Annotated in this window: 26 protein-coding genes; 12 read left to right on the plus strand and 14 right to left on the minus strand. The window is 72.1% G+C overall.

Annotated elements, in window-relative coordinates; genetic code table 11:
• Positions 1 to 45: 45 nt before the first annotated feature.
• Positions 46 to 2613, minus strand: coding sequence for an ABC transporter permease (locus IE212_RS21605; RefSeq protein WP_190199536.1), 2568 nt, complete (start codon positions 2611 to 2613; stop codon positions 46 to 48).
• A gap of 4 nt (positions 2614 to 2617) precedes the next feature.
• Positions 2618 to 3442, minus strand: coding sequence for an ABC transporter ATP-binding protein (locus IE212_RS21610; protein WP_190199537.1), 825 nt, complete (start codon positions 3440 to 3442; stop codon positions 2618 to 2620).
• A 137-nt stretch (positions 3443 to 3579) separates the two neighbouring features.
• On the opposite strand from IE212_RS21610, the gene IE212_RS21615 reads away from it, so the two are divergent.
• The gene (locus tag IE212_RS21615) at positions 3580 to 3819 is read left to right on the plus strand and encodes a hypothetical protein (RefSeq protein ID WP_020270799.1); all 240 of its coding nucleotides are present in this window, start codon (positions 3580 to 3582) and stop codon (positions 3817 to 3819) included.
• A 4-nt stretch (positions 3820 to 3823) separates the two neighbouring features.
• Positions 3824 to 4198: a fic family toxin-antitoxin system, toxin component gene (locus IE212_RS21620; protein ID WP_190199538.1), complete on the plus strand. Its 375-nt coding sequence runs from the start codon at positions 3824 to 3826 to the stop codon at positions 4196 to 4198.
• Here IE212_RS21620 and IE212_RS21625 read toward each other — a convergent pair whose 3' ends face one another.
• From IE212_RS21625 to bioB, 5 genes are all read right to left on the minus strand, one after another.
• Positions 4199 to 4885: a class I SAM-dependent methyltransferase gene (locus tag IE212_RS21625; protein WP_190199539.1), complete on the minus strand. Its 687-nt coding sequence runs from the start codon at positions 4883 to 4885 to the stop codon at positions 4199 to 4201.
• Positions 4886 to 5052: 167 nt separating this feature from the next.
• Entirely contained in the window at positions 5053 to 5946 is an 894-nt protein-coding gene (gene bla / locus IE212_RS21630) for a class A beta-lactamase (protein WP_190199540.1), read from the minus strand.
• Positions 5947 to 6038: 92 nt separating this feature from the next.
• Positions 6039 to 6764 (minus strand): dethiobiotin synthase, encoded by a 726-nt coding sequence (gene bioD / locus IE212_RS21635; protein ID WP_190199541.1) that lies wholly within the window; start codon positions 6762 to 6764, stop codon positions 6039 to 6041.
• A gap of 1 nt (position 6765) precedes the next feature.
• Positions 6766 to 8046, minus strand: coding sequence for an adenosylmethionine--8-amino-7-oxononanoate transaminase (locus IE212_RS21640; RefSeq protein WP_190199542.1), 1281 nt, complete (start codon positions 8044 to 8046; stop codon positions 6766 to 6768).
• On the minus strand, positions 8039 to 9214 hold the full coding sequence (bioB, locus tag IE212_RS21645) for a biotin synthase BioB (RefSeq protein WP_190199543.1): 1176 nt from the start codon (positions 9212 to 9214) through the stop codon (positions 8039 to 8041). Before bioB ends, IE212_RS21640 begins: the two co-directional genes overlap by 8 nt.
• A 150-nt stretch (positions 9215 to 9364) precedes the next feature.
• On the opposite strand from bioB, the gene IE212_RS21650 reads away from it, so the two are divergent.
• The gene (locus IE212_RS21650) at positions 9365 to 10492 is read left to right on the plus strand and encodes an 8-amino-7-oxononanoate synthase (protein ID WP_190199544.1); all 1128 of its coding nucleotides are present in this window, start codon (positions 9365 to 9367) and stop codon (positions 10490 to 10492) included.
• 42 nt (positions 10493 to 10534) lie between these two features.
• On the opposite strand, the gene IE212_RS21655 is transcribed toward IE212_RS21650, so the two are convergent.
• Both IE212_RS21655 and IE212_RS21660 read right to left on the minus strand, forming a co-directional pair.
• Positions 10535 to 10765 carry a DUF397 domain-containing protein gene (locus IE212_RS21655; RefSeq protein ID WP_190199545.1) on the minus strand — a complete coding sequence of 77 codons (231 nt, stop codon included), beginning with the start codon at positions 10763 to 10765 and terminating at the stop codon, positions 10535 to 10537.
• Between the two features lie 9 nt (positions 10766 to 10774).
• The gene (locus IE212_RS21660; RefSeq protein ID WP_190199546.1) at positions 10775 to 11635 is read right to left on the minus strand and encodes a helix-turn-helix domain-containing protein; all 861 of its coding nucleotides are present in this window, start codon (positions 11633 to 11635) and stop codon (positions 10775 to 10777) included.
• Between the two features lie 212 nt (positions 11636 to 11847).
• Here IE212_RS21660 and IE212_RS21665 point away from each other — a divergent pair, with 212 nt between their 5' ends.
• On the plus strand, positions 11848 to 12306 hold the full coding sequence (locus tag IE212_RS21665) for an ATP-binding protein (protein WP_190199547.1): 459 nt from the start codon (positions 11848 to 11850) through the stop codon (positions 12304 to 12306).
• Here the strand turns inward: IE212_RS21665 and IE212_RS21670 are convergent.
• The 4 genes from IE212_RS21670 to IE212_RS21685 all read right to left on the minus strand — a co-directional run bounded on the left by IE212_RS21670 (position 12289) and on the right by IE212_RS21685 (position 14986).
• Complete coding sequence (locus IE212_RS21670; protein WP_190199548.1) at positions 12289 to 12930, minus strand: DUF6328 family protein; 642 nt, start codon at positions 12928 to 12930, stop codon at positions 12289 to 12291. The genes IE212_RS21665 and IE212_RS21670 overlap by 18 nt on opposite strands.
• Positions 12931 to 13011: 81 nt before the next feature.
• Positions 13012 to 13485 (minus strand): C40 family peptidase, encoded by a 474-nt coding sequence (locus IE212_RS21675; protein ID WP_190199549.1) that lies wholly within the window; start codon positions 13483 to 13485, stop codon positions 13012 to 13014.
• A gap of 549 nt (positions 13486 to 14034) precedes the next feature.
• Positions 14035 to 14343, minus strand: coding sequence for a hypothetical protein (locus IE212_RS21680; RefSeq protein ID WP_190199550.1), 309 nt, complete (start codon positions 14341 to 14343; stop codon positions 14035 to 14037).
• 7 nt (positions 14344 to 14350) lie between these two features.
• Positions 14351 to 14986: an ATP-dependent Clp protease proteolytic subunit gene (locus IE212_RS21685; RefSeq protein WP_190199551.1), complete on the minus strand. Its 636-nt coding sequence runs from the start codon at positions 14984 to 14986 to the stop codon at positions 14351 to 14353.
• 90 nt (positions 14987 to 15076) lie between these two features.
• On the opposite strand from IE212_RS21685, the gene IE212_RS21690 reads away from it, so the two are divergent.
• The 8 genes from IE212_RS21690 to IE212_RS21725 all read left to right on the plus strand — a co-directional run bounded on the left by IE212_RS21690 (position 15077) and on the right by IE212_RS21725 (position 21917).
• The gene (locus tag IE212_RS21690; protein WP_190199552.1) at positions 15077 to 15364 is read left to right on the plus strand and encodes a type II toxin-antitoxin system Phd/YefM family antitoxin; all 288 of its coding nucleotides are present in this window, start codon (positions 15077 to 15079) and stop codon (positions 15362 to 15364) included.
• A gap of 236 nt (positions 15365 to 15600) precedes the next feature.
• Entirely contained in the window at positions 15601 to 15903 is a 303-nt protein-coding gene (locus tag IE212_RS21695; RefSeq protein WP_190199553.1) for an urease subunit gamma, read from the plus strand.
• A gap of 11 nt (positions 15904 to 15914) precedes the next feature.
• Positions 15915 to 16226 carry an urease subunit beta gene (locus tag IE212_RS21700; RefSeq protein WP_190199554.1) on the plus strand — a complete coding sequence of 104 codons (312 nt, stop codon included), beginning with the start codon at positions 15915 to 15917 and terminating at the stop codon, positions 16224 to 16226.
• A complete protein-coding gene (locus IE212_RS21705; protein ID WP_190199555.1) occupies positions 16219 to 17940 on the plus strand; it encodes an urease subunit alpha in 1722 nt (573 codons plus the stop codon). The genes IE212_RS21700 and IE212_RS21705 overlap by 8 nt, the downstream gene beginning before the upstream one ends.
• Positions 17941 to 17949: 9 nt before the next feature.
• Positions 17950 to 18624 (plus strand): urease accessory protein UreF, encoded by a 675-nt coding sequence (locus tag IE212_RS21710; protein WP_190199556.1) that lies wholly within the window; start codon positions 17950 to 17952, stop codon positions 18622 to 18624.
• Positions 18625 to 18740: 116 nt separating this feature from the next.
• Positions 18741 to 19424 (plus strand): urease accessory protein UreG, encoded by a 684-nt coding sequence (gene ureG, locus IE212_RS21715; protein WP_190199557.1) that lies wholly within the window; start codon positions 18741 to 18743, stop codon positions 19422 to 19424.
• Positions 19406 to 20185: an urease accessory protein UreD gene (locus IE212_RS21720; RefSeq protein ID WP_190199558.1), complete on the plus strand. Its 780-nt coding sequence runs from the start codon at positions 19406 to 19408 to the stop codon at positions 20183 to 20185. The genes ureG and IE212_RS21720 overlap by 19 nt, the downstream gene beginning before the upstream one ends.
• Before the next feature lie 130 nt (positions 20186 to 20315).
• Positions 20316 to 21917 (plus strand): alpha/beta hydrolase, encoded by a 1602-nt coding sequence (locus tag IE212_RS21725; protein WP_190199559.1) that lies wholly within the window; start codon positions 20316 to 20318, stop codon positions 21915 to 21917.
• Positions 21918 to 22065: 148 nt separating this feature from the next.
• Here the strand turns inward: IE212_RS21725 and IE212_RS21730 are convergent, their stop codons facing one another.
• On the minus strand, positions 22066 to 22785 hold the full coding sequence (locus tag IE212_RS21730; RefSeq protein WP_190199560.1) for a lysophospholipid acyltransferase family protein: 720 nt from the start codon (positions 22783 to 22785) through the stop codon (positions 22066 to 22068).
• Between the last annotated feature and the right edge of the window lie 115 nt (positions 22786 to 22900).

Raw genomic sequence — 22900 nt, forward strand, 5'->3', positions numbered from 1 at the left:
GCCGACGAGGCAGAGGGGTTCCAGCGCGGGATCGTCGCGATTCCGTCACTCGTGCGCGATGGCCGCCAGTACGTTCATGCGGGACGCGCGCAACGCCGGGAGCAGTGCCGCCACGACCCCCACCGCCGCCGAGCCGATGACCACCGCGACGATCGTCCCCCACGGGATCGCGAGGGCCCCCATGTCCTGCAGCGCCAGCACCTGCTGTGTGCACACGCCCCACACCAGCCCCAGCCCGAGCCCCAGAACCGCGCCGAACACGGCGATCACCACCGACTCCAGCCGGATCATCCGCCGCAGCTGACGACGCGCCAGCCCGATCGCCCGCAGCAGCCCGATCTCCCGGGTGCGCTCGACGACCGACAGCGCGAGGGTGTTGACCACCCCGAGCACCGCGATGATGATCGCCAGCCCCAGCAGCGCGTACACGAGGTAGAGCAGGACGGCGATCTGGTCGTGGACCAGCTGCTTGTAGTCGGCCAGGTCGCGTACCTGGACCTGCGGATACGGGTCCAGGGTCTCCTCCAGGTCCGCGCGCAGGTCGTCGTCGCCCGTGCCGGGGGCGGCGTTGACGTACAGCGCGGAGTCCTGCCCGCCCGGTGCGTACCGTTCGAGCGTGGCCAGCCCGAAGTAGAGCCCGCCCTGGGTGCCGAAGCCCTCGGCGGAGTCCTGGTCGGTGAGGGCGCCGACCGTCAGCTCGGCCCGGCGTCCGCCCTGGAACTCCACCGGGATGGCGCCGCCGACCCGCACGTCGTGGTCGCGGGCGAAGTCCCGGTCCATGGCGAGCCGCCCGTCCGCCAGGGCGGCCGCGGTGTCCCCCTGCGTGTACGTGATGTCGGCGACCTCGTCCAGGCGCGGATCGTAGCCCCCGGCGGTCGTCTCCACGCGGTCGCCGTCCGGGAGCCGCACCGCGACCGGCGCGAACCGCCCGCGCACGACCAGGCCCACGCCCTCGGTGCCGCGCACCTCGTCGGTGACCTCCCGCGGGAACGGCAGGAAGTTGCCGTTCTGGATCACGAAGTCGGCGCCCAGCGTCTTGTCGATCTGCCGGTCGAACGACCTGTTCATCGAGGCGCTCGCCACCGACATCCCGCCGACCAGGGCGATCCCCACCATCAGGGCCGCCGCCGTGGCCCCGGTACGGCGGGGGTTGCGCAGGGCGTTGCGCTGGCTCATCCGGCCGACCGGCCCGAACAGCGCGGGGAAGGCCGAGCCGAGTACCCGGATCACGGGGCGCACCAGCAGCGGCCCGGCGATCACGGTCGCGATCAGGGTGAGCACGACACCGAGCCCCAGCAGGGACGCCGCCGACGACGTCCGCTCGGACACCGCGCAGCCCGCGAGCGCCGCCGCACCGGCCGCTGCGACGACCGCACCCGCCACCGCGCGCGTCCGCAGCGGCCGGCCGGCCCCGGCGACCTCGGCGTCCGAGAGCGCGGCCATCGGTGACACGCCCGCGGCCCGCCGCGCGGGCAGGTAGGCGGCGACGAAGGTGACACCGAGACCGACCGCATACGCGGCGACCGGTGTCTGCCGGCCGATGGCCATCTCGTCCGCGTCGATGTTCATGCCGACCAGGCCCATCAGCTCGATGAGCCCGGCCGCGAGCCCGATGCCCGCGGCGAGCCCCAGCGTGGAGCCGATCAGGCCGAGCAGGAGCGCCTCGGTGAGCACCGAGCGGCGGATCTGCCGCCGGTCGGCGCCCAGCGCGCGCAGCAGGCCCAGCTCCCGGGTGCGCTGGGCGATGAGCATGGAGAAGGTGTTGACGATCAGGAACACGCCCACCAGGACGGCGATCCCGGCGAAGCCGACCATGACGTACTTGATGACGTCGAGGAATCCGCCCAGTCGCTCGACGTCCGACTCGGCCTGCTCGTCGGCTGTCCGGAAGTCGTAGCTGTGCGGGCCGAGCGCGGCCGCCACGCGCTGTTTGACCTGCTGGTCGCTGACCCCCTCGGCGGCGTCGGCCGCGATGCCGGTCGCCGCCCGCGGGTCGCCCAGCAGTTTCGTCCGCGCGGTGGGGCCGTCGAAGAAGACCCGGGCGGAGCCGGGGTTGGTGGTGGTGAAGGTGACGATGCCGACGACCCGGACCCGGAACGACCCGGGCGGCGCGATCACGGTGAGGACGTCACCGAGGCGCACGTCCTTGCGGCCGGCGGTCTCCGAGTCGAGCAGCGCCTGGCCCGGCCCGCGCGGGGCGTGTCCGGAGGTCAGCTCCACGGGGCTGCGTTCGCCCGGGTTCCAGGCGGTGCCGAGCGTGGGAGCGCCGGTCGTCGGGCCGACCGGCTCGTTGTCCTCGTCCACGACGGTGAGGCCGTCCACGTCCACCTCGGCGCGTGCCGCCGCCACCCCGTCGACCCGCCGCACCCGCCCGGCCAGCGCGGCGGGCAGGGTCGCCGTCCGTCCGGAGGGCACCGCCTCGTCGAGGCCCTCCTTGGGGCTGACGGTGACGTCGGCCGCGGTGGAGGCGAACAGCCGGTCGAAGGTGCGGCTGACGGTGTCCGAGAAGATCAGGCTGCCCGCGACGAACGCGACGGACAGCAGGACGGCGAGCGCCGAGAGCAGCAGCCGCCCCTTGTGCGCCAGGAAGGTCCTCAGCGTCGCCTTGAGCACGGGCTCAGCTCTCCCCGGGCGGCCCGGGCGACCCGGGCGGGTCCTCTGACCGGCCGCGGATCACGTCGAAGCGCTTCATGCGCTCCAGCACGGTCTCCGCCGTCGGCTGCCGCATCTCGTCGACGATCCGGCCGTCCCCGAGGAAGAGCACCAGGTCCGAGTGGGCCGCGGCGCCCGGGTCATGGGTGACCATCACGACGGTCTGGCCGAGCCGGTCCACGGCCTCGCGCAGGAAGCCGAGTACTTCCAGACCCGCGCGCGAGTCGAGATTGCCGGTCGGCTCGTCCGCGAAGATCAGCTCGGGCCGGGAGGCCAGCGCCCGCGCGCAGGCGACCCGCTGCTGCTGTCCGCCGGACAGCTGCGACGGCCGGTGCCGGAGCCGGTCCCGCAGGCCCAGCGTGTCGATGACCCGGTCCAGCCACTTCCCGTCCGGCTTGTGGCCCGCGATGTCCATGGGCAGGGTGATGTTCTCCAGCGCGTTCAGGGTCGGGATGAGGTTGAAGGACTGGAACATGAACCCGATCCGGTCGCGGCGCAGCCGCGTCAGCTCGCGGTCCTTCAGCCCCGTGATCTCGGTGTCGCCGAGCCACACCTGACCGGCCGAGACGGTGTCGAGCCCCGCCAGGCAGTGCATCAGCGTGGACTTCCCGGACCCCGACGGCCCCATCACCGCGGTGAACCGGCCGCGGACGACGTCCACGTCCACCGAGTCCAGCGCCAGCACGGTCGTCTCGCCCGAGCCGTACGCCTTGGTCAGCCCGCGCGCGCGGGCCGCGACCCCGTCGGCCGGCGCGAGGCCGGGGGCGTGCTGCGCGGCAGGTGTGGACAAGGCCGCCTCCTCCGGGTGGACGTCAGGACTTCCTCGTCTCGCCCGAGGGTAATGTGACCCGCCCCACACTCGGTATCCTCCGCGGGTCGGAGCCGCGCGCCTTGCTGGTGCTAGCGGCTCTGCGCTAGCTTCTGGGTATGGCGAAGACCCAGCTGAACGTGCGAGTCGACGAGGGCACCGCCCGAGCCGCCCGCGAACGCGCCCTGGCCCGCGGCATGAGCGTCAACCGCTACATCGAGGAGCTGGTCAGACAGGACACCGGCGAGGTGGGCCACACCTTCGTGGAGGCCGCCGCCGACTTCATGAAGCAGTACGAGTCCGTCTTCGCCGAAGAATTCGGCGCCGACCGCGAAGGCACCCGCGAAGGTCGCCACTGATCCCTTGGACAACCTCGAAATCGACCTCGCCTGGCTGCTGATGCTCGCCGAGCAGAAGACCCCCGGGGACCCCCAGGTCACCGACTGGGGAGCCCTCGTCGCCGCCGTGGCGCGCCACCGGGCCGAGATATTCGGCGTCCCCGTCTACGACGGTCCGCACGCCCGCGCCGCCGCGCTGCTCCAGCTCCTGATCCACGTTCCCGCGCTGGAACGCTCCAACGCCCTGTTCGCCTCCGCCGTCGCCTACGCGTACCTCGTCGCCGGCGGCGTCAAGGTCGTCACCTCACCCGAGCAGGTCCGCGACCTCGCCCGGCTGGTCAAGAGCGGCGAGGCGTCGGTGCGGGACATCGAGCAGGAGCTGCGCCGGTGGAGCCTGTGATCACGCGCTGGCCTCCGGCCGCCACGCGGTGCCCAGCACGCAGTACGAGGCCGGCAGCACCGGCCCCTGTTCCGGCATCAGCAGCCGCCGGTAGGGGCCGAGTTCGAAACCGGCGTCCCGCAGCGCCCGCACCGGCTCCCGCGACAGGTGGCAGCCGCCGCTCAGGGCCGGCCACAGCGTCCGGTCCAGCGCGCGCTGGCTGAAGGTCATCACCCGGCCGCCGCCCCGGCCGTGCTCGAAGAACCGCACCTCACCGCCCGGCCGCAGCACCCGCCGCAGCTCGCCGAGGGCCCGTGGCACGTCCCGCACACTGCACAGCACCAGGGACACCACCGCCGCGTCGAAGCCCTCGCTCTTGACCGGCAGCGCCTCGGCCGCACCCGGCACCACGTCCACCGGCACCTCGGCCCGCAGGGCCGCCTCCACGGCCAGCCGGCGCAGCCGCCGTTCCGGTTCGATGGCCACCACCTCCGAGACGTCGCCCGGGTAGTGCCCGAAGTTCAGCCCGTTGCCCGCGCCGATCTCGATCACCCGCCCGGACAGCCCGCGCAGCAGCCTCTCGCGCACCTGCCCCATGCCCAGCCGGGTCTCGGCACGCACACTGACCCGCGCGTAACAGCGGGCGAACAGCGGATGGTGGACGGCGTCCCGCGGCACCTTGCCGGAACGGGCGGGCAGGAGCGGCATGGCGACCTCCCTGACGAGGCGGGCCCTACCGGGATTGTCCCCAGGAAGGGCCCGGCGCACCCCTGCCTCAGAGGCACGCGTACCAGCACCGGCAGTTGGTCACTCCCCGTCGCGCCCGGCGCCGGCATCCGCGTCACACGCCGTCGCCCGGGGGCGGGCGGCCATGCCTACCCGAGTTCCGCCGCCAGCACCTCGGCCGTGCGGGCGACCAGCACGTTGTCGGTCGGGGCGTCCTCCTCCGGCTGGGTCGTCAGGACCGACAGCACGATGGGGGCGCCGTCCGGCGGCCAGGTGATGCCCACGTCGTTGGCGCCGCCGTGCCGGCCCCCACCGGTCTTGTCGGCGAGCAGCCAGTCGGCGGGCAGACCCTTGCGGAACTTCTCGGCGCTCGTCGTGTTGCGCAGCAGCCAGTCCGTGAGGCGTGCCCGGTCCCGCGATTCCAGCGCGTCGCCCAGCACGAGACGGGCGTAGGACCGTCCGATCGCGCGGGGAGACGTCGTGTCGGTCACGCGCCACGGTTCCGCGCTGTTGAGTTCGGGCTCCCACCGGTCGAGCCGGGTGACACCGTCACCGATCGAGCGGGCGAAGCGGGTGATGGCGGTCGGTCCGCCGAGCTCCTCGAGCAGCAGGTTGCCCGCGGCGTTGTCGCTGAAGCGTATGGTCGCGTCGCACAGTTCACCGACGGTCATGCCGGTCGCGACACGTTTCTCGGTGATCGGCGAGTAGCCCGAGCGGGTGACGAACTCCTGGGTGAAGCGGACGCGCCGGGCCAGGAACTCGCCGTCGCGGTCGAGGTCCCGCAGGACGGCCGCGGCGGCGAGCGTCTTGAACAGCGAGGCCATCGGGAAGCGTTCGTCGGCCCGGTACGCCACGGTCCGGCCGGTGCGCAGGTTCCGGGCGTAGACGCCCAGCCGGGCGGTGTGCTCCCGCTCGAGCTCCCCCAGCCGCGCGGTGATGCCGCCGGTGCCGGACAAGGCGTGGGCCGGTGCGGCCGCCAGGGCGAGCACCGTGCCCGCGCCCAGCGCGAGTGCCGTACGGCGGGACGGGTGTGGTCCGTTCATGTGCAAGGTGTTCCCTTCCGAGCGGTGATCGCGTACGTGGTTCAACACGTGATCACGCCACCGCCGGTTTCACCGCAAGCCCATCGGAACCCTCAGGACACCCTGGGCGCCTCCCGCACCTGGAACGCCACCGCGTCCCACGTGCCGTCCAGGCCGGGCGCCAGCCAGTCGGGGGCCGACGCCCGGAAACCGGCGGGGGACAGGGCCCCCGACCCGGCCGGGACCGCACCGAGCAGAGGCGCTCCGGCCACGTCCGGCAGGTCCGCCAGATTGCAGCGCGCGGCGAGATCCGGCACGGCGGGCCAGCTCCCGATCACGATCCCCGCCGGGGCCAGCCCCCGGGAGCGCAGCTCACGCGCCGTCAGCTCCGTCGTGTTGAGGGTGCCGAGCCCCGCCTGCGTCACGACCAGTACCGGCGCCGACAGCAGCCCGGCCGCATCGGCCAGGGTGCCGCCGGCCGCGTCGAACCGCACGAGCAGCCCGCCCGCGCCCTCGACCAGCACCAGGTCGTGCTCGGTGGCGAGCTTGGCGGCGGCCTCCGCGATCTCGTGCGGGTGCACCGGGGCGCGACCCGCCCGGCGGGCGGCCGTGGCCGGCGCCAACGGCTCCGGGTACCGGGCGAGTTCGGCCGTCGTCACGGCGCCAGCGAGCCGCGCGACCTCGGCGGCGTCCCCCGGCTCGTCCGGCCGTACGCCCGTCTGCGCGGCCTTCAGCACGGCCACCGAACGGCCTGCCGCCAGGGCCGTCGCCGCGACGGCGGCGGTCACGACCGTCTTGCCGACCTCCGTGCCCGTGCCCGTGATCACCAGTACCGGCATGTCATCCCTCCCGCGCCGCCGCGCACACCGCGCGCGCGATCCGGGCCACGTCCGCGTCGCCCGTCACGTACGGCGGCATCGTGTACACCAGATCCCGGAACGGCCGCAGCCATACGCCCTCCCGTACGGCCGCCCGAGTGGCCGCCTTCATGTCCACCGCGTGGTCCAGCTGGACGACCCCGATGGCCCCGAGGACCCGTACGTCCCTGACGCCCGGGAGGCCGGCGGCCGCAGCGAGCCCGTCCCGCAGCCCCGCCTCGATCCGCTTGACCTCCGCGAGCCAGTCCTGGCCGAGCAGCAGCTCGACGGAGGCACAGGCCACCGCCGCCGCCAGTGGATTGCCCATGAAGGTCGGCCCGTGCGCGAGCACCGGCACCTCGCCGCGCGAGATGCCGTCCGCCACCCGCGCGGTGCACAGCGTCGCGGCCATCGTCAGGTAGCCGCCGGTCAGCGCCTTGCCGACGCACATCACGTCCGGCGTCACGGCCGCGTGCTCCGCCGCGAACAGCGCGCCCGTCCGGCCGAAGCCGGTCGCGATCTCGTCGAACACCAGCAGTACGTCGTGCGCGTCGCACGCCTCGCGCAGCACCCGCAGATACGCGGGGGAGTGGAAGCGCATCCCGCCCGCGCCCTGCACCACCGGCTCCACGATCACCGCGGCCAGCTCATCGGCGTGCCGCGCGACCAGGGCGCGCAGGTGGCCGGCGTACGTCTCGTCGTATTCGGCCGGCGGCGGGTCCGCGAACAGCTGACGCGGCAGCAGCCCGCTCCACAGCTCATGCATCCCGCCCTCGGGATCGCACACCGACATCGGCTGCCAGGTGTCGCCGTGGTAGCCGCCGCGCCAGGTCAGCAGCCGCCGCTTGCCGGGACGGCCCAGTGAGCGCCAGTACTGCAGGCACATCTTGACCGCGACCTCCACCGACACCGACCCGGAGTCGGCGAGGAACACGTGCTCGAGACCCTCGGGTGACATGTCGACAAGGAGCTTCGCCAGTCGGACGGCGGGCTCGTGGGTGAGCCCGCCGAACATCACATGGCTCATCCGGCCCAGCTGCCCCCGCGCGGCCTCGTTCAGCACCGGGTGGTTGTAGCCGTGAATCGCCGACCACCAGGACGACATGCCGTCGACCAGCTCACCCGAGCCGTCGGCGAGCTTCAGCCGCACCCCGCTCGCCGACTCCACCACGAGCGGTTCCTGCCGGCCGGGCATCGGCCCGTACGGGTGCCACACATGCCTCCGGTCGAGCTCCAGCAGCTCGGGAACCGAGAACTCAGGCATTGGGCGCGATATCCGTCCCGGCCCCCCGGCGCCGGACGGCGACCAGGTCGGTACGCGGCTCGGCGGCCTCACGAGGCTCGGCAGGCTTCGCCCCGGCGCCGGAACCGCACACGCCGCCACCCTCGGAACCGCACCCTCCGCCACCGTCGTGGCAGCCACCGGCGGCGCGGTGCTCCGGCAGCGTCACCTGGTCGGCGCCCTCCACCTCGAACCCGGCGTCCGCGATCATCTCAAGGTCGGCCTTGCCCGCCTGGCCCTCACTGGTGAGGTAGTCGCCGAGGAAGATCGAGTTGGCCAGGTGCAGGGCGAGCGGCTGCAGGGTGCGCAGATGCACCTCGCGCCCGCCCGCGATGCGCACCTCGACGTCCGGGCAGACGAACCGGGTCATCGCGAGGATCCTGAGGCACCGCTGCGGGGTCAGGTTCCACTCCTTGGCGAGCGGGGTGCCCTCGAACGGGATCAGGAAGTTGACCGGAACGGAGTCCGGGTCCAGCTCGCGCAGCGAGAAGACGACGTCCACCAGGTCCTCGTCCGTCTCGCCCATGCCGGCGATCAGCCCGGAGCAGGCGGACAGGCCGGCCGCGTGCGCCTTGTTGACCGTGTCGACGCGGTCGGCGTACGTGTGCGTGGTGGTGATCTCGCCGTACGTCGCCTCAGACGTGTTGAGGTTGTGGTTGTAGGCGTCGGCGCCCGCCTCGCGCAGCCGCTCGGCCTGACCGTCGGAGAGCAGCCCGAGGCAGGCGCACACCTCGACGCCCTCGTTCTTCTCCTTGATCGTCCTGATCGTGTCGGAGACCCGGTCCACGTCCCGGTCGGTCGGGCCGCGCCCGCTGGCCACCAGGCACACCCGCTTGGCGCCCCCGGCCACCCCGGCCGCCGCGGCCTCGGAGGCCTGGTCGGGTTTGAGCCAGGTGTACTTCAGGATCCCGGCCTCGGAGCCCAGCCGCTGGGAACAGTAGGAACAGTCCTCCGGGCACAGGCCCGACTTGAGGTTGACGAGATAGTTGAGTTTCACCCGTCGGCCGAACCAGTGCCGGCGCACCTTCCCGGCCGCGGCCACCACATCGAGCAGGTCGTCGTCGGACGTCGCCAGGACGGCGAGTGCCTCTTCACGGGTCGGCAGCTCGCGCCGAAGCCCCTTGTCCACCAGCGTGTTCAGCAGGTCCATGAGAGCCGATCCTGTCCTACTCAGGCGCTCGGGGCCAAGGAGAGTTCGCACAACAGAGTCGCTTCGAGGTGTGGGTATTGCCACACACTGACCTGCTGGTGGTCCCGCTAGTGTCTGTGCACTGCCTACAAATTCCCCGGAGGAACACCCATGGCGTTCGGCTGGATCGACGAGCAGGCGGAGCTGCGCCGCCGCGCCGGGCTCGTACGGACTCTGCGCCCCCGTCCGGCCGCATCGCCGCTCCTCGACCTGGCGAGCAACGACTACCTGGGCCTGGCCCGCCACCCCGAGGTCATCGAGGGGGCGGCCCGTGCCGCCCGTGAGTGGGGCGGCGGCTCGACCGGCTCCCGGCTCGTCACCGGCAGCACCGAACTGCACGCCGAACTGGAACGGGAGCTGGCCGATTTCTGTGGTTTCGAGGCTGCCCTCGTCTTCTCCTCCGGCTACGCGGCCAACCTCGCCGCGGTCACCGCGCTGGCCCCGCACGGCTCGCTGATCGTCTCCGACGCGGGCAACCACGCCTCGCTCATCGACGGCTGCCGGCTGGCGCGTGGTACGACCCAGGTCGTGACGCACGCCGAACCGGAGGCCGTGCGCAAGGCGCTGCGGACGCACGAGGGCACGGCGATCACGGTGTCCGACACGGTCTTCTCGGTGGACGGCGACGCGGCCCCGCTGACCGCACTCGCCGAGGCCTGCCGGGAACACGGCGCCGGACTGGTGGTCGACGACGCCCATGGTCTGGGCGTGCTCGGTGACGGCGGGCGCGGCGCCCCGCACGCGGCGGGGCTCGCGGGCGCCGACGACGTCGTCGCGACCCTCACGCTGTCCAAGTCCCTCGGCAGCCAGGGCGGGGCGGTCCTCGGCCCCGCCCGGGTCGTCGGCCACCTGGTCAACGCGGCCCGGACGTTCATCTTCGACACGGGACTCGCCCCCGCCGCGGCGGGAGCGGCCCTGACGGCACTGCGCGTGCTGCGCCGCGAGCCGGAACGCGCGGCCCGGGCCCGCGCGGTGGCGGGCGATTTGTACACGCGCCTGACCGCCGCGGGTCTGGAGGCGGTACGTCCGGACGCCGCGGTGGTCTCGGTACGGGCGCCTTCCCCCGAGGACGCCGTGCGCTGGGCGGCCGAGTGCCGCGCGGCGGGCCTGGCCGTGGGCTGTTTCCGTCCTCCTTCCGTGCCCGACGGCATCTCACGGCTCAGGCTGACCGCCCGCGCGGACCTGACCGGTCAGCAGATCGAACGCGCTGTACGGCTGATCGGCGAGACGCGGCCATGAGTCGGCGTGGCACGGCCGTGCGTCGCGCGATGACGGACCTGATCAGATGCGGTCGACCGCGGCCGTGAACCTGGCCCAGCTCTCCGGCGAGAAGAGCAGTGCGGGCCCGGCCGGGTCCTTGGAGTCGCGCACGGCGAGGAGTCCGGCCCAGCGCGGGATGTCCGGACGCGCGGTCTCGACGCAGTTGTTCGCGCCGGTGCTGTAGCTGCTGCGCAACCACCGCACACCGTGCAGTTCGCTGCTCGATGGGACATGACGAGGCAGTGCACGCATGGTGCCTCCTTAGGCGCCGGTGGCTGTCCCGGCGATGAAATCCAACGAGTCCTCGGGCGAAAGGGCGTGGATCTGCAGGGCGTTGAAGGCCTCTGTGTAGACCCGGAGGTCTTCTTTCCGCTCGAGGTAGAGGCTACTCGTCAAGTGGTCGAGAACAACCACATCCAGATCAGAGGCGCTCGAAAATGAGAAGATAACAAAAGGACCGGTGACGCCGATATGCGCCCCGGCCGCGAACGGCAGCACCTGGAGCCGCACTTGGGGCAGCCGCGCCGCCTCGACCAGCCTTTCCAGCTGTCGCGCCATCACCCCGGGGCCGCCCACCTCCCGCCGCAGCACCGCCTCGTCCAAGACCGCGCTCAGCTGCAGCGGCGGATCCGCGCGCAACACGTCCTGCCGGGCCAGCCGCACCTCGACCAGCGTGTCCAGCCGCTCCTCGGACAGGCCCTCCACCGCCGCCTGCGTCACCGCGCGCGCGTACTCGGGGGTCTGGAGCAGCCCCGGGACGACCGTGGTCTCCAGGGTGCGCATCGCACTGGCTTGGGACTCCAGGCTGATGAAGTCCCGGTAGGTCGGCGGCAGTACGCCCCGGTAGGCGTGCCACCAGTGGTGCCGTCCGCCACCGTCGTCGGACCCCGCCAACACCATCAGCAGCTCGCGGAGTTGGGAGTCCGCCACCCCGTAGGCGTCGAGCAGCGACCGCACATCGGCCGGTTTCGCCCCGCTGGTGCCCGTCTCGATCCGGCTGACCTTCGACTGGTGCCAGCCCACCAGCCGGGCCGCCTCACCACTGGTGAGCCCCGCCGAGGTGCGCAGCGTCCGCAGTTCGGCGCCCAGTTTCCGGCGGCGCACCGCGGGACCGTTCTGCATGGGATTCTCCTTACTCCTCCCGAGCCACCCGAATACGGTCTCGCGTCGCAGAGTTCACCGCTTTGAGCGACAGATATATGCATATCTTGGTGGATCGCGGCCCTTCACAGGGGTTCGGTGGCAGTCTGACGGCGAAGCACCAGTCCGGGACCGTACTCGAACCATCCGCTCCGTGTCGGCCTGCGGTCCCGTCGGAAAGGGACGACCTCGCCATGGCAGACCATCTGGAAGCATCCGTCACTCTGCCGAGCGATCCCGCCTCGGTCTCCGCGGCACGCGCCCATGTGGTGGGCACGCTCGCGGAGTGGGGCCTGCCGGCGGACACGGACCTGTCCGACACCGTCCGGCTCATCATCTCGGAACTGGCCACCAACGCCGTCCAGCACACCTTCGGCCAGTCGCCCACCTTCCGGGTGGACATCGCGCTCGACCGCGACGAACACCTGCACCTCGGCGTCACGGACAGCCACCCGCGATTCCCCAGACGTCTTCCCGCCGCCGTCCAGCAGGACAACGGACGCGGCCTGGTCATCATCCGCTGGCTGACCGCGGAGTGCGGCGGAAAGCTCAGGATCCGCCCCACCCGTGAGGGCGGCAAGACCATCCTCGTGGAACTCCCGTGGACGGTTCCGGGGGGAGTTCCCCGCCGCACGTCACCGGTGCCGCGCTGACGCTTCCCGGTGTGCCGCTGCTCCCCGAGGTGCTGGCGGCCGCCCGACGGTGTCGCGCAGCGGTGCGGGGAGCCTGGCCGCGTCCTGGGGCGCCGGCCCGTCGGCAAGAGCCCCGGGTGTCCCGGCGGTGCCGTTCGCCCCGTCCCGCAGCCCCGCCCGCCGCACCAGCCGGGGGAGCAGCCCCCACAGGCCGGCACAGACCAGGAAGGTCCCCCCGCCCGCGGCGAACCCACCGGTCCGGCCGGTCGTCACATCCACCACCAGCAGCACGGAACCACTGAACGCGAACACCAGTACGATCAGGCCGGTGGTGGCCAGGCGTGCGGAGACCTGGACTATGCGCGGCTTGGCGCCCTGCTGGAAGAGCGAGCGGTGCAGGGCGGCCGGCGCGGTGAACAGCGCGGCTGCCAGGACCGCCAGCAGCAGCGTGACGACGTAGAGGACGCGCTGGAAGGAGTCGAGGGACCCGAAACGCGAGGTGAAGGCCAGCGACAGCAGGAAGGCGAAGAGGATCTGCACCCCGGTCTGGGTGACCCGGAGTTCCTGGAGCAGCTCGACGAAGTTCCGGTCGGCGCGCTGCAGCGGCGTCTCGCCGCGGGCGGTGCAGGGACGGTGCTCGGCCATGCCTTCACGGGTATCCACATGGGCCCGTGTCACGCTCCGGCGTGCGGCGGCGCGTCAGGGCACCGCCGCACGCCGGGCGCGTCACTTCACGCGCCCGTACCAGACGCTCTTGGTCCAGATCTTCTGCAGCCGCACCACGTCCCCGCTCTTCGGGGAGTGCCAGAGCTTGTTCTTACCCGCGTAGATGCCGACGTGGTACACGTTGCGGCCCGAGTGGAAGAACACCAGGTCCCCCGCCTTGCGGCTCTTGGCGGAGATGTGGCGCGTCTTGTTGTACTGCTGGGCGGCCGTGCGGGGCAGTTTCTTGCCCGCCTTCTTGAACGAGTACAGCGTGAGGCCGGAGCAGTCGAACCTGTGCGGCCCGGTGGCGCCGTATTTGTACGGCGAACCCTTCTTGGAGGCCGCGATCTGGAGTGCCTTCGTCGCTGGCGTGGCTGCCGCCGCCTCCGGGGAGAGGCCGGGCGCCACTATCGAGCCACCCATGGCGGCGATGGTGAGGGCCGAGGCCGTACCGGCCCGGACCATGAGCGACGGGACACGATTGAGCGCAGTCATGCGCAACCCTTCGTCAGCCGCCTGTGAAGGATGACCTGTCGGATTCGGGCTGGCGAAGTTGCCCGGCCGCTGACGCGGCTTCACCCCAAGGGCTGCTCGGATCCGGTCATGGCGTGACCGTCCCGGCGACCCGTCGTGCTTGGGTCCTCCACTCCTGCCGATCCACTCCTGTCGACCGGTCATCCGGGCGGCGGCAGGACTCGGCGTCCGCCCGGATCGCCCCGCCGCTGTGGCGGGGGCTTGTCGTCAGTCAGGGATCTTGACTCATGGATGTCCGGAAAACCCAACGGAACCTGGGATTTGTGTTGTTACTCACCACTCGCCCGTTCGGGTGGACACGTCTGTGTTCGAACCGCCGTCCACGGACCTACAGGCCGTCGGACCAGCGGTGGAATGTCCCGTTCCGCCCCTCGGCTACGCGCGTTGCGCAACCGGGGTGGTCCAAAAATTGGCGTCCCGTCTACTCCGAACAGGGGTACGTCGTTTGGTCCGTTTCGACTCAAGCCGGATGCCCGCCGACGGGGCGGGCATCCGGGCGGCGGTTCCGCGTCAGCCGACGGACTCGGGGGGCAGCGCGACGCGGGCCGTGCGCCGCTCGCCGTCCAGCACCCGCAGGGCCCTGGCCAGGGTGGCGGCGTGCAGTTCCGTCTCGCCTCGCTCGTGCATCAGGGTGAGTGCGTCACGCAGCGCGATCGCCTTGCCCACCAGGGCCTGGGCTGCATGCAGGCCACGGTAGGTGTCGCCGTCCAGGGCCGGGTTGATCCTGCCGAGCAGGTCGACGGCCTCCAGGTACCGGTCGATCAGCTCCGCTTCGGCGCGTGTCAGGGCGGGCAGTGGCGGCAGTTCGGGCGGAAGCACCTGCGGCTCACCTTCCGGTCGGCGGGGCCAGGGTGGCCTCGCGGGTGGGCACGATCCGGTCCACCAGGCCGTACTCCACCGCCTCCTGGGCGGTGAGGATCTTGTCGCGGTCGATGTCGGCGCTCACCTGCTCCCGGGTGCGGCCCGTGTGCCGTGCGAGCATCTCCTCCATGCGGGTCCGGATCCGCGTCAACTCGTCCGCCTGGATCGCCAGATCGCTGGCCTGCCCGTGGACCGGCTCGGGCAGCGCGGGCTGGTGGATCACCAGACGCGCGTCCGGCAGCACGGAGCGCTTGCCGGGCGTGCCCGCCGCCAGCAGTACCGAGGCGGCCGCCCCGGCCTGGCCCAGGCAGATGGTCTCCACGTCGCAGTTGACGTACTGCATCGTGTCGTAGACGGCCGTCATGGCGTGGAAGGCGCCGCCCGGGGAGTTGATGTAGAGCGAGATGTCCCGGTCCGGAGCGTGGTGCTCGAGGTACATGAACTGAGCCATCACGTCGTTCGCCGAGGTCTCGTCCACCGGCGTTCCGAGGAAGACGATCCGCTCCTCCAGGAGCTTCGAGTACGGGTCCATCGTCCGTTGGCCGGACCCGGTGCGTTCGGTGAACTCGGGCAGCACGTGACGGGCGGAAGGTCGGGTCATGGTGAACCCCTCCTCGCGGGCGGAGCCGTCTCCGGCGACGGCCGTCTCTGTAAAAAATGTACAGGACGTACGTGACGTTATGATGGGTCCATGGCCTACGAGATTCCGGTGACACAAGCGCGGGCTGAGCTCGCCGATCTGATCAACCGCGTGGTGTACGCCGGCGAGCGCGTCGTGGTCACCCGGCACGGCAAGCCCCTCGTCGCCCTCGTCTCCGCCGATGACCTGCGGCATCTCGAAGAGGCCCACGAGCTCGCGGAGCCCGCGGACGAACACGTGATCAGCGCGGTCTCCACGGTCCGCGAGGTCCCGTCCGCTCCCGGCGAACGGCAGCGGTTCGGCATCGCCGCGGAGCACCGGGGGCCCGCCCCGGCCTAGGGGATGTCCGCGAGGTCCCGCCTGCCCCGCGACGCCTGCCGCGGCACTCGCCCGGAGGCGGACGGTGCCGTGAGCCGCTGTCCGCGCCCCTCAGCCGTCCGTCACGGATCGCACCTCGGTTAACGTGCCCGAAACGCGGTCCCATTAGCCTGCCGCTCCACGCCACCTGGCACTTTGCCCCGTGGCCGCGGCATCCGGGCCCCGCACGGTCCGGAGCGAGGACTGTGAGGTGGGACGTGCAGCTGACCCCGCACGAGCAAGAGCGACTTCTGATCCACGTGGCGGCCGACGTGGCCGGGAAGCGCAGGGCCCGGGGCCTCAGACTCAACCACCCCGAGGCGGTCGCCCTCATCACGTCGCACATCCTCGAAGGCGCCCGCGACGGCCGGACCGTCGCCGAACTCATGTCCTCCGGACGCAAGCTCCTCACCAGGGACGACGTCATGCAGGGCGTCCCGGAGATGATCCACGACGTCCAGGTCGAGGCCACCTTCCCGGACGGCACCAAGCTCGTCACCGTCCACGAGCCGATCGTCTGAGGGAGGGTCCCATGATTCCCGGAGAAGTCCTCTTCGCGGACGAACCGATTGCCTACAACGAGGGCCGCGAGGTAACCCGGATCACCGTCCTCAACACCGCCGACCGCCCCGTCCAGGTCGGCTCCCACTATCACTTCGCCGAGGCCAATCCCGGTCTGGACCTCGACCGCGCCGCCGCGCGCGGCAAGCGGCTGAACGTCGCCGCGGGCACGGCCGTGCGCTTCGAACCCGGGATCCCGGTCGAGGTCGAACTCGTCCCGCTCACCGGCGCCCGTGTCGTGCCGGGTCTGCGCGGGGAGACCGGAGGTGCCCTGGATGCCTGAGATCTCGCGTGCCGCGTACGCCGACCTGTTCGGCCCGACGACGGGCGACCGGATCCGGCTCGCCGACACGGACCTGCTGGTCGAGATCGAGGAGGACCGTTCCGGCGGTCCGGGGCGCGCCGGTGACGAGGCCGTCTTCGGCGGCGGCAAGGTCATCCGCGAATCCATGGGCCAGTCGCGGGCCACCCGCGCGGAGGGCACCCCCGACACCGTCATCACCGGCGTGGTGATCATCGACCACTGGGGCATCGTCAAGGCCGACGTCGGCATCCGGGACGGCCGGATCACCGGCATCGGCAAAGCAGGCAACCCCGACACCATGGACGGCGTCCACCCCGACCTGGTCATCGGCCCGGAGACCGAGATCATCGCGGGCAACGGGCGGATCCTCACGGCGGGCGCGATCGACGCGCACGTCCACTTCATCTGCCCGCAGATCGCCGACGAGGCGCTGGCCTCCGGCATCACCACGCTCGTCGGCGGCGGCACGGGTCCCGCCGAGGGCTCCAAGGCCACCACCGTCACTCCCGGCCCCTGGCATCTCGCGCGGATGCTGGAGTCGATGGAGGCCCACCCGCTCAACATCGGCCTGCTGGGCAAGGGCAACACCGTCTCCCACGAGGCGATGCTGTCGCAGATCCGGGGCGGCGCGCTCGGCCTGAAACTGCACGAGGACTGGGGCTCCACCCCGGCCGTCATCGACGCCTCGCTGACCGTCGCCGGGCAAACCGGCATCCAGGTCGCCATCCACACGGACACCCTCAACGAGGCCGGGTTCGTCGGCGACACCCTCGCCGCCATCGCCGGACGGGGCATCCACGCGTACCACACCGAGGGGGCGGGCGGCGGGCACGCACCGGACATCATGACCGTGGTCTCCGAGTCGTACGTGCTGCCGAGCTCCACCAACCCGACCCGGCCGTTCACCGTCAACACCGCCGAGGAACACCTCGACATGCTGATGGTGTGCCATCACCTCAACCCGGCCGTGCCGGAGGACCTGGCGTTCGCCGAGTCCCGGATCAGGCCGTCCACCATCGGCGCGGAGGACGTTCTGCACGACCTGGGTGCCATCTCGATCATCTCCTCCGACTCCCAGGCGATGGGGCGCGTGGGCGAGGTCGTCATGCGGACCTGGCAGACCGCGCACGTGATGAAGCGGCGCCGGGGTGCGCTGCCCGGGGACGGGCGGGCCGACAACCACCGCGTACGCCGCTATGTCGCCAAGTACACGATCAACCCGGCGCTCGCCCAGGGCCTGGCCCGGGAGATCGGGTCGGTGGAGAGCGGCAAACTGGCCGACCTGGTGCTGTGGGAGCCCGCGTTCTTCGGCGTCAAGCCGCAGCTGGTCATCAAGGGCGGGCAGATCGCGTACGCGCAGATGGGCGACGCGAACGCCTCGATCCCCACCCCGCAGCCGATCCTGCCGCGCCCGATGTACGGGGCGATCGGGCGGGCGCCGGCCGCCAACTCCCTGAACTTCGTCGCGCCCCTGGCCGTCGAGGACGGGCTGCCGGAGCGGCTGGGCCTCGGCAAGCGGTTCGTGGCGATCGAGTCGACGCGCGGGGTGACCAAGGCCGACATGCGGGAGAACGACGCGCGGCCCGAGGTGCGGGTCGATCCCGACAGCTTCGCCGTGCACATCGACGGAGAGCTGGTCGAGGCCGCCCCGGCGGCCGAACTGCCCATGGCCCAGCGGTACTTCCTGTTCTGAGGCGGCCTGATGTCACGTGCTGCGCTTCTCGTGCTGGCCGACGGCCGGTTCCCCGCCGGTGGCCACGCCCACTCCGGCGGGGCCGAGGCGGCCGTCAAGGCGGGGCGGATCAGCGGGGCGGCGAGCCTGGCGGACTTCTGCCGCGGGCGGTTGCACACCGCGGGGCTGGTCGCGGCCGGTCTCGCGGCGGCCGCCGCCCTCGGGATCGACCCCGTCACGCTCGACCGTGCCGCGGACGCACGTACGCCGTCACCCGCCCTGCGGGTCGCCGCGCGCAAACTGGGGCGGCAGCTGCTGCGCGCCGCACGTGCGACCTGGCCGTCCGCCGAACTCGACGCCCTGGGGCGGGAGTTCCCCAAGGGCGCCCATCAGCCGGTGGTGCTCGGGCTGGCGGCGCGGGCGGCGGGGCTCGGACCGGTCGACGCGGCGTACTGCGCGGCGTACGAGAACGTGAGCGGGCCGGCGACGGCGACCGTGCGGTTGCTCAGCCTGGACCCCTTCGACGCCACGGCGGTGCTGGCCCGGCTGGCGCCGGAGGTGGACCGCGTGGTGGACCGTGCGGTGGAGGCGGCGCGAGGGGTGGTCGACGACGGGGTCGACGCGTTGCCCGCGGCGTCGGCGCCGCTGCTGGAGATCGGGGCGGAGGCGCATGCGGCCTGGGCGGTGCGGCTGTTCGCGTCGTAGACAGGCACCAGGGGCTCCGCCCCCTGGCCCCCCGGCCTGTGCCCACCCGCCGCCCGGCTCTGTCGGACAGGAAGCCCGCCGTCACCCATCGCCCGCAGCCAGAAAGCAGGAACCTCATGCATCTCGACCACACCCCCGACGGCCCCACCGCCGTAAGCGCCGACGCCCGCCGGCCCGACGGCTCCCGCCGTGCCCTGCGGATCGGGCTCGGGGGACCCGTCGGGTCCGGGAAGACCGCGACCGTCGCCGCGCTCTGCCGGGCCCTGCGCGACGAGCTGTCCCTCGCGGTCGTCACCAACGACATCTACACCCGGGAGGACGCCGAGTTCCTGCTCCGGGAGGCCGTGCTGCCGCCCGAGCGGATCACCGCCGTCGAGACCGGGGCATGCCCGCACACCGCCATCCGTGACGACATCTCCGCGAACCTGGAAGCGGTGGAGGACCTGGAGGACGCCGTCGGGCCGCTGGACCTGGTCCTCGTGGAGTCCGGTGGCGACAACCTCACCGCGACCTTCTCCAAGGGACTGGTCGACGCGCAGATCTTCGTGATCGACGTGGCCGGCGGTGACGACATCCCGCGCAAGGGCGGACCGGGCGTGACCACCGCCGACCTGCTCGTCGTCAACAAGACCGACCTCGCACCGTACGTCGGCTCCGACCTCGCGCGGATGGCGGCCGACGCCAAGGCCCAGCGGGCCGAACTGCCCGTGGTCTTCCAGTCGTTGCGGTCCGAGGCCGGGGTGCACGACGTCGCCGCGTGGGTGCGTGCCCGGCTGGCCGCGTGGGCGGCACGGGCGTGAGCGGCGCGGGGGTGCGGTCCGTCGCGAGGATCGTCGCCCGGGACGACGGCCGGGGCGGGACCGCTCTGCCCGTGCTGGAGAGCGACGGGCCCCTGGCCCTGCGGCGCACCCGGGGCAGTGGCGGCCGGGCGCGGGTCATGCTGGTCGGTGCGATGAGCGGGCCGCTCGGCGGTGACCACTTCACGGTGGAGGGCCGGGTGGAGGAGGGCGCGCGACTGTCCGTCGGGTCGGCCGCGGCCACCATCGCACTGCCCGGACAGGCCAAGGGCGAGGCCCGGTACGACGTCCGGCTCGCTGTCGCCGGTCACGGCGAACTGCACTGGCTGCCAGAGCAGTTGATCTCCGCTCAGGGCAGCGATCTGTCTGTCACCACCCGCGTCGATCTCGCCGCCACGGCTCGGCTGGTGCTGCGCGAGGAGCAGGTGCTCGGGCGCGTCGGTGAGGAACCCGGGAGGCTCACCAGCCGTCTTACCGTGCGGGTCGCCGGGCAGGTCGTACTCGACCAGGAGCTGGCCTGCGGGCCCGGCGCGCCGGGCGGCTGGGACGGGCCCGCCGTGCTGTCCGGATACCGTGCGGTCGGGCAACTGGTCGTCGTGCGGCCGGAGTTCGGCACCGATCCGGTGACGGCCGCAGTGCTGGGGGAGGGGGCCTCGCTGGTGCCGCTCGCCGGGCCGGCCGCGCTGGTGACCGCGGTGGCGCCGGACGCCCTCCGGCTGCGCCGGCTGCTCGACGAGGCCCTCGCGTCACTCCCGAGGGCGTAGGCGTCCGCAGAGCAGAACGAACTCTCCGTTTATCGGATTGGCAAAGAAGGCCACCCGACCCTGTTGTCAGGGACCCCACAACAGGGAGGATCACCCGGACTGATCTCGACGAGGTACGGGGAGGTCCCCCTTGAGGGGTTCGAGACCGAAGAGGCGGGTGACGGCGCTCGGTTCGGCTGGGGCGCTCGTCACGGCCACACTGATGGCCGGTGCCGTCGCGGCGCCCACCGCGAACGCGAGCGCGGGCAGCGGCCACGGCAAGGACCGGGAGGCCCGGGGCGTCGCGGTCGCCGCCGCCCGGGCCGCGAAGGCCGGCATCGACTGGCAGGACTGTCCCGCCGACTGGAACCTGGCCAAGCCGATCCAGTGCGGGTACGTCACCGTGCCGCTCGACTACGCCAAGCCCCACGGCAAGCAGATCAAGCTCGCCGTCGACCGCATCGGCAACACGGGCACGAAGGCCGAGCGGCAGGGCGCGCTCATCTACAACCCCGGCGGCCCCGGTGGCTCCGGGCTGCGCTTCCCGGCCCGCGTCACCAACAAGAACGCCGTCTGGGCCAACGTGGCCAAGGCCTATGACTTCGTGGGCTTCGACCCGCGCGGTGTAGGAAAGTCCACGCCCGTCTCCTGCGTCGACCCGCAGGAGTTCGTCAAGGCGCCCAAGGCCGATCCGGTGCCCGACTCCGAGGCCGACAAGCTCGCCCAGCGCAAGCTGGCCCGCGAGTACGCCGAGGGCTGCCAGGAGCGCAGCGGCGCCATGCTGCCGCACATGACCACGCCGAACACCGCGCGCGACCTCGACGTCATCCGCGCCGCCCTCGGCGAGAAGAAGCTCAACTTCCTCGGCGTCTCCTACGGCACCTACCTGGGCGCCGTCTACGGCACCCTCTTCCCGGGCCACGTGCGCCGCATGGTCGTCGACAGCGTGGTCGACCCCTCGCGGGACAAGATCTGGTACCAGGCCAACCTGGACCAGGACGTCGCCTTCGAGGACCGCTGGAAGGACTGGCAGGACTGGGTCGCCGCGAACGACGCCACCTACCACCTCGGCACCACCCGTGCCGACGTCCAGGCGAAGTGGCTTCAGCTGCGCGCCACCGCGAAGAAGCGCCCCCTCGGCGGGGTCGTCGGCCCGGCCGAGCTCATCTCCTTCTTCCAGAGCGCCCCGTACTACGACTCCGCCTGGGCGCCGACCGCCTCGGTCTTCAGCAAGTACGTGGCCGGCGACACCCAGGCGCTCGTCGACGCCGCAGCCCCCGACCTGTCCGACACGGCGGGCAACGCGGCCTCGGAGAACAGCAACGCCGTCTACACGGCCGTGGAGTGCGCCGACGCCAAGTGGCCCACCGACTGGCGCACGTGGGACCGGGACAACACGCGGCTCCACAAGGACCACCCGTTCATGACCTGGGCCAACGCCTGGATGAACCTGCCGTGCGCCACCTGGCCGGCCAAGCAGCGGACGCCGCTGAACGTCAGGACCGGCAAGGGCCTGCCCGGGGTGCTCATCGTCCAGTCCGAGCGGGACGCGGCCACCCCGTACGAGGGGGCCGTGGAACTGCACAAGCGGTTCAAGGGCTCCCGCCTGATCACGGAGAAGGACGCGGGCTCCCACGGCGTCACCAGCCTGGTGAACCCCTGCATCAACCCCAGGGTGGACAGTTACCTGCTCACCGGCAAGCTGGACGGCGCCGACGTCACCTGCGCGCCGCACGCCACGCCGAAGCCGTAGCCGTACACCCGTACGGGCCGTACATCCGTACGGGGTGAGGGGCGGCCGGGACACCGGCCGCCCCTTCCCCTTCCTCAGGCCTGCCGGGCCGCGAAACAGGCGTCCTTCGCCGCGTGACCGAAGCCCCCGATCGCCACAGTGGCGGAGCTCAACTGAGGGGCATGCGGCGCAACTTCCGCTCCTTCGGGGCGGCGGCCTCCTCGGCCTTCACCACGGCCGCGTACCGGTCGACGTACTCCTGCCCGGAGAGCGAGAGGATCGCGTACATGATCTCGTCGGTGACGGCGCGCAGGACGGCCTTCTCGTTCTCCATGCCCTCGTAGCGGGAGAAGTCGAGGGGCTCGCCGAAGCGGATCACCACGGGGTGGATGTTGGGGATGACCTTGCCGGGCGGCTGGGCCTCGAAGGTGCCGATCATCGCGCAGGGGACGACCGGGACCCCGGCCTTGAGGGCCATCACCGCGACACCCACCTTGCCCTTGTAGAGCCGGCCGTCGTGCGAGCGGGTGCCCTCGGGGTAGATGCCGAGCAACTCGCCCTTGCGCAGCACGCCGAGGCCCTCCCGGATCGCGGCCTGTCCCGCGTCCTTGCCGGAGCGGTCGACCGGGATCTGCCCCGCGCTGCGGAAGAAGAAGGCCGTCAGCCGGCCCCGGACGCCCGGGCCCGTGAAGTACTCGGCCTTCGCGAGGAAGGTGATGCGCCGCTTGAGGATCGCGGGCATCAGGAAGTGGTCCGAGAACGACAGGTGGTTCCCGGCGATGACGGCCGCGCCCTCCGACGGCACGTGCTTCAGGCCTTCTATGCGCGGCCGGAAGACCAGCTTCAGCAGTGGGCCCAGCAGCACGTATTTCAGCAGGTGGTAGAACAAAGCGGGCGCTCCTCGACTCTCGCGGTGGACTCGCCGCCGCGTTCCAGCAGGTCAACCGGCTTGTCGTGGGGTGCCAGTCTAGGTGCAAGCGCGGCCGCCGGGCACCTGGTGGGGC

This window comes from Streptomyces djakartensis, assembly GCF_014651075.1.
Taxonomy (GTDB): Bacteria; Actinomycetota; Actinomycetes; order Streptomycetales; family Streptomycetaceae; genus Streptomyces; species Streptomyces djakartensis.

Excerpts from the sequence above, each read along its gene's own strand:
- IE212_RS21640 (WP_190199542.1), bottom strand. The coding sequence starts at position 8,046 with ATGCCTGAGTTCTCGGTTCCCGAGCTGCTGGAGCTCGACCGGAGGCAT.
- IE212_RS21660 (WP_190199546.1), bottom strand. The coding sequence starts at position 11,635 with ATGCAGAACGGTCCCGCGGTGCGCCGCCGGAAACTGGGCGCCGAACTG.
- IE212_RS21690 (WP_190199552.1), top strand. The coding sequence starts at position 15,077 with ATGGCCTACGAGATTCCGGTGACACAAGCGCGGGCTGAGCTCGCCGAT.
- IE212_RS21650 (WP_190199544.1), top strand. The coding sequence starts at position 9,365 with ATGGCGTTCGGCTGGATCGACGAGCAGGCGGAGCTGCGCCGCCGCGCC.
- IE212_RS21655 (WP_190199545.1), bottom strand. The coding sequence starts at position 10,765 with ATGCGTGCACTGCCTCGTCATGTCCCATCGAGCAGCGAACTGCACGGT.
- IE212_RS21625 (WP_190199539.1), bottom strand. The coding sequence starts at position 4,885 with ATGCCGCTCCTGCCCGCCCGTTCCGGCAAGGTGCCGCGGGACGCCGTC.
- IE212_RS21615 (WP_020270799.1), top strand. The coding sequence starts at position 3,580 with ATGGCGAAGACCCAGCTGAACGTGCGAGTCGACGAGGGCACCGCCCGA.
- ureG (WP_190199557.1), top strand. The coding sequence starts at position 18,741 with ATGCATCTCGACCACACCCCCGACGGCCCCACCGCCGTAAGCGCCGAC.
- IE212_RS21670 (WP_190199548.1), bottom strand. The coding sequence starts at position 12,930 with ATGGCCGAGCACCGTCCCTGCACCGCCCGCGGCGAGACGCCGCTGCAG.
- bla (WP_190199540.1), bottom strand. The coding sequence starts at position 5,946 with ATGAACGGACCACACCCGTCCCGCCGTACGGCACTCGCGCTGGGCGCG.
- bioB (WP_190199543.1), bottom strand. The coding sequence starts at position 9,214 with ATGGACCTGCTGAACACGCTGGTGGACAAGGGGCTTCGGCGCGAGCTG.
- IE212_RS21685 (WP_190199551.1), bottom strand. The coding sequence starts at position 14,986 with ATGACCCGACCTTCCGCCCGTCACGTGCTGCCCGAGTTCACCGAACGC.
- IE212_RS21665 (WP_190199547.1), top strand. The coding sequence starts at position 11,848 with ATGGCAGACCATCTGGAAGCATCCGTCACTCTGCCGAGCGATCCCGCC.
- bioD (WP_190199541.1), bottom strand. The coding sequence starts at position 6,764 with ATGCCGGTACTGGTGATCACGGGCACGGGCACGGAGGTCGGCAAGACG.
- IE212_RS21705 (WP_190199555.1), top strand. The coding sequence starts at position 16,219 with ATGCCTGAGATCTCGCGTGCCGCGTACGCCGACCTGTTCGGCCCGACG.
- IE212_RS21700 (WP_190199554.1), top strand. The coding sequence starts at position 15,915 with ATGATTCCCGGAGAAGTCCTCTTCGCGGACGAACCGATTGCCTACAAC.
- IE212_RS21675 (WP_190199549.1), bottom strand. The coding sequence starts at position 13,485 with ATGACTGCGCTCAATCGTGTCCCGTCGCTCATGGTCCGGGCCGGTACG.
- IE212_RS21710 (WP_190199556.1), top strand. The coding sequence starts at position 17,950 with ATGTCACGTGCTGCGCTTCTCGTGCTGGCCGACGGCCGGTTCCCCGCC.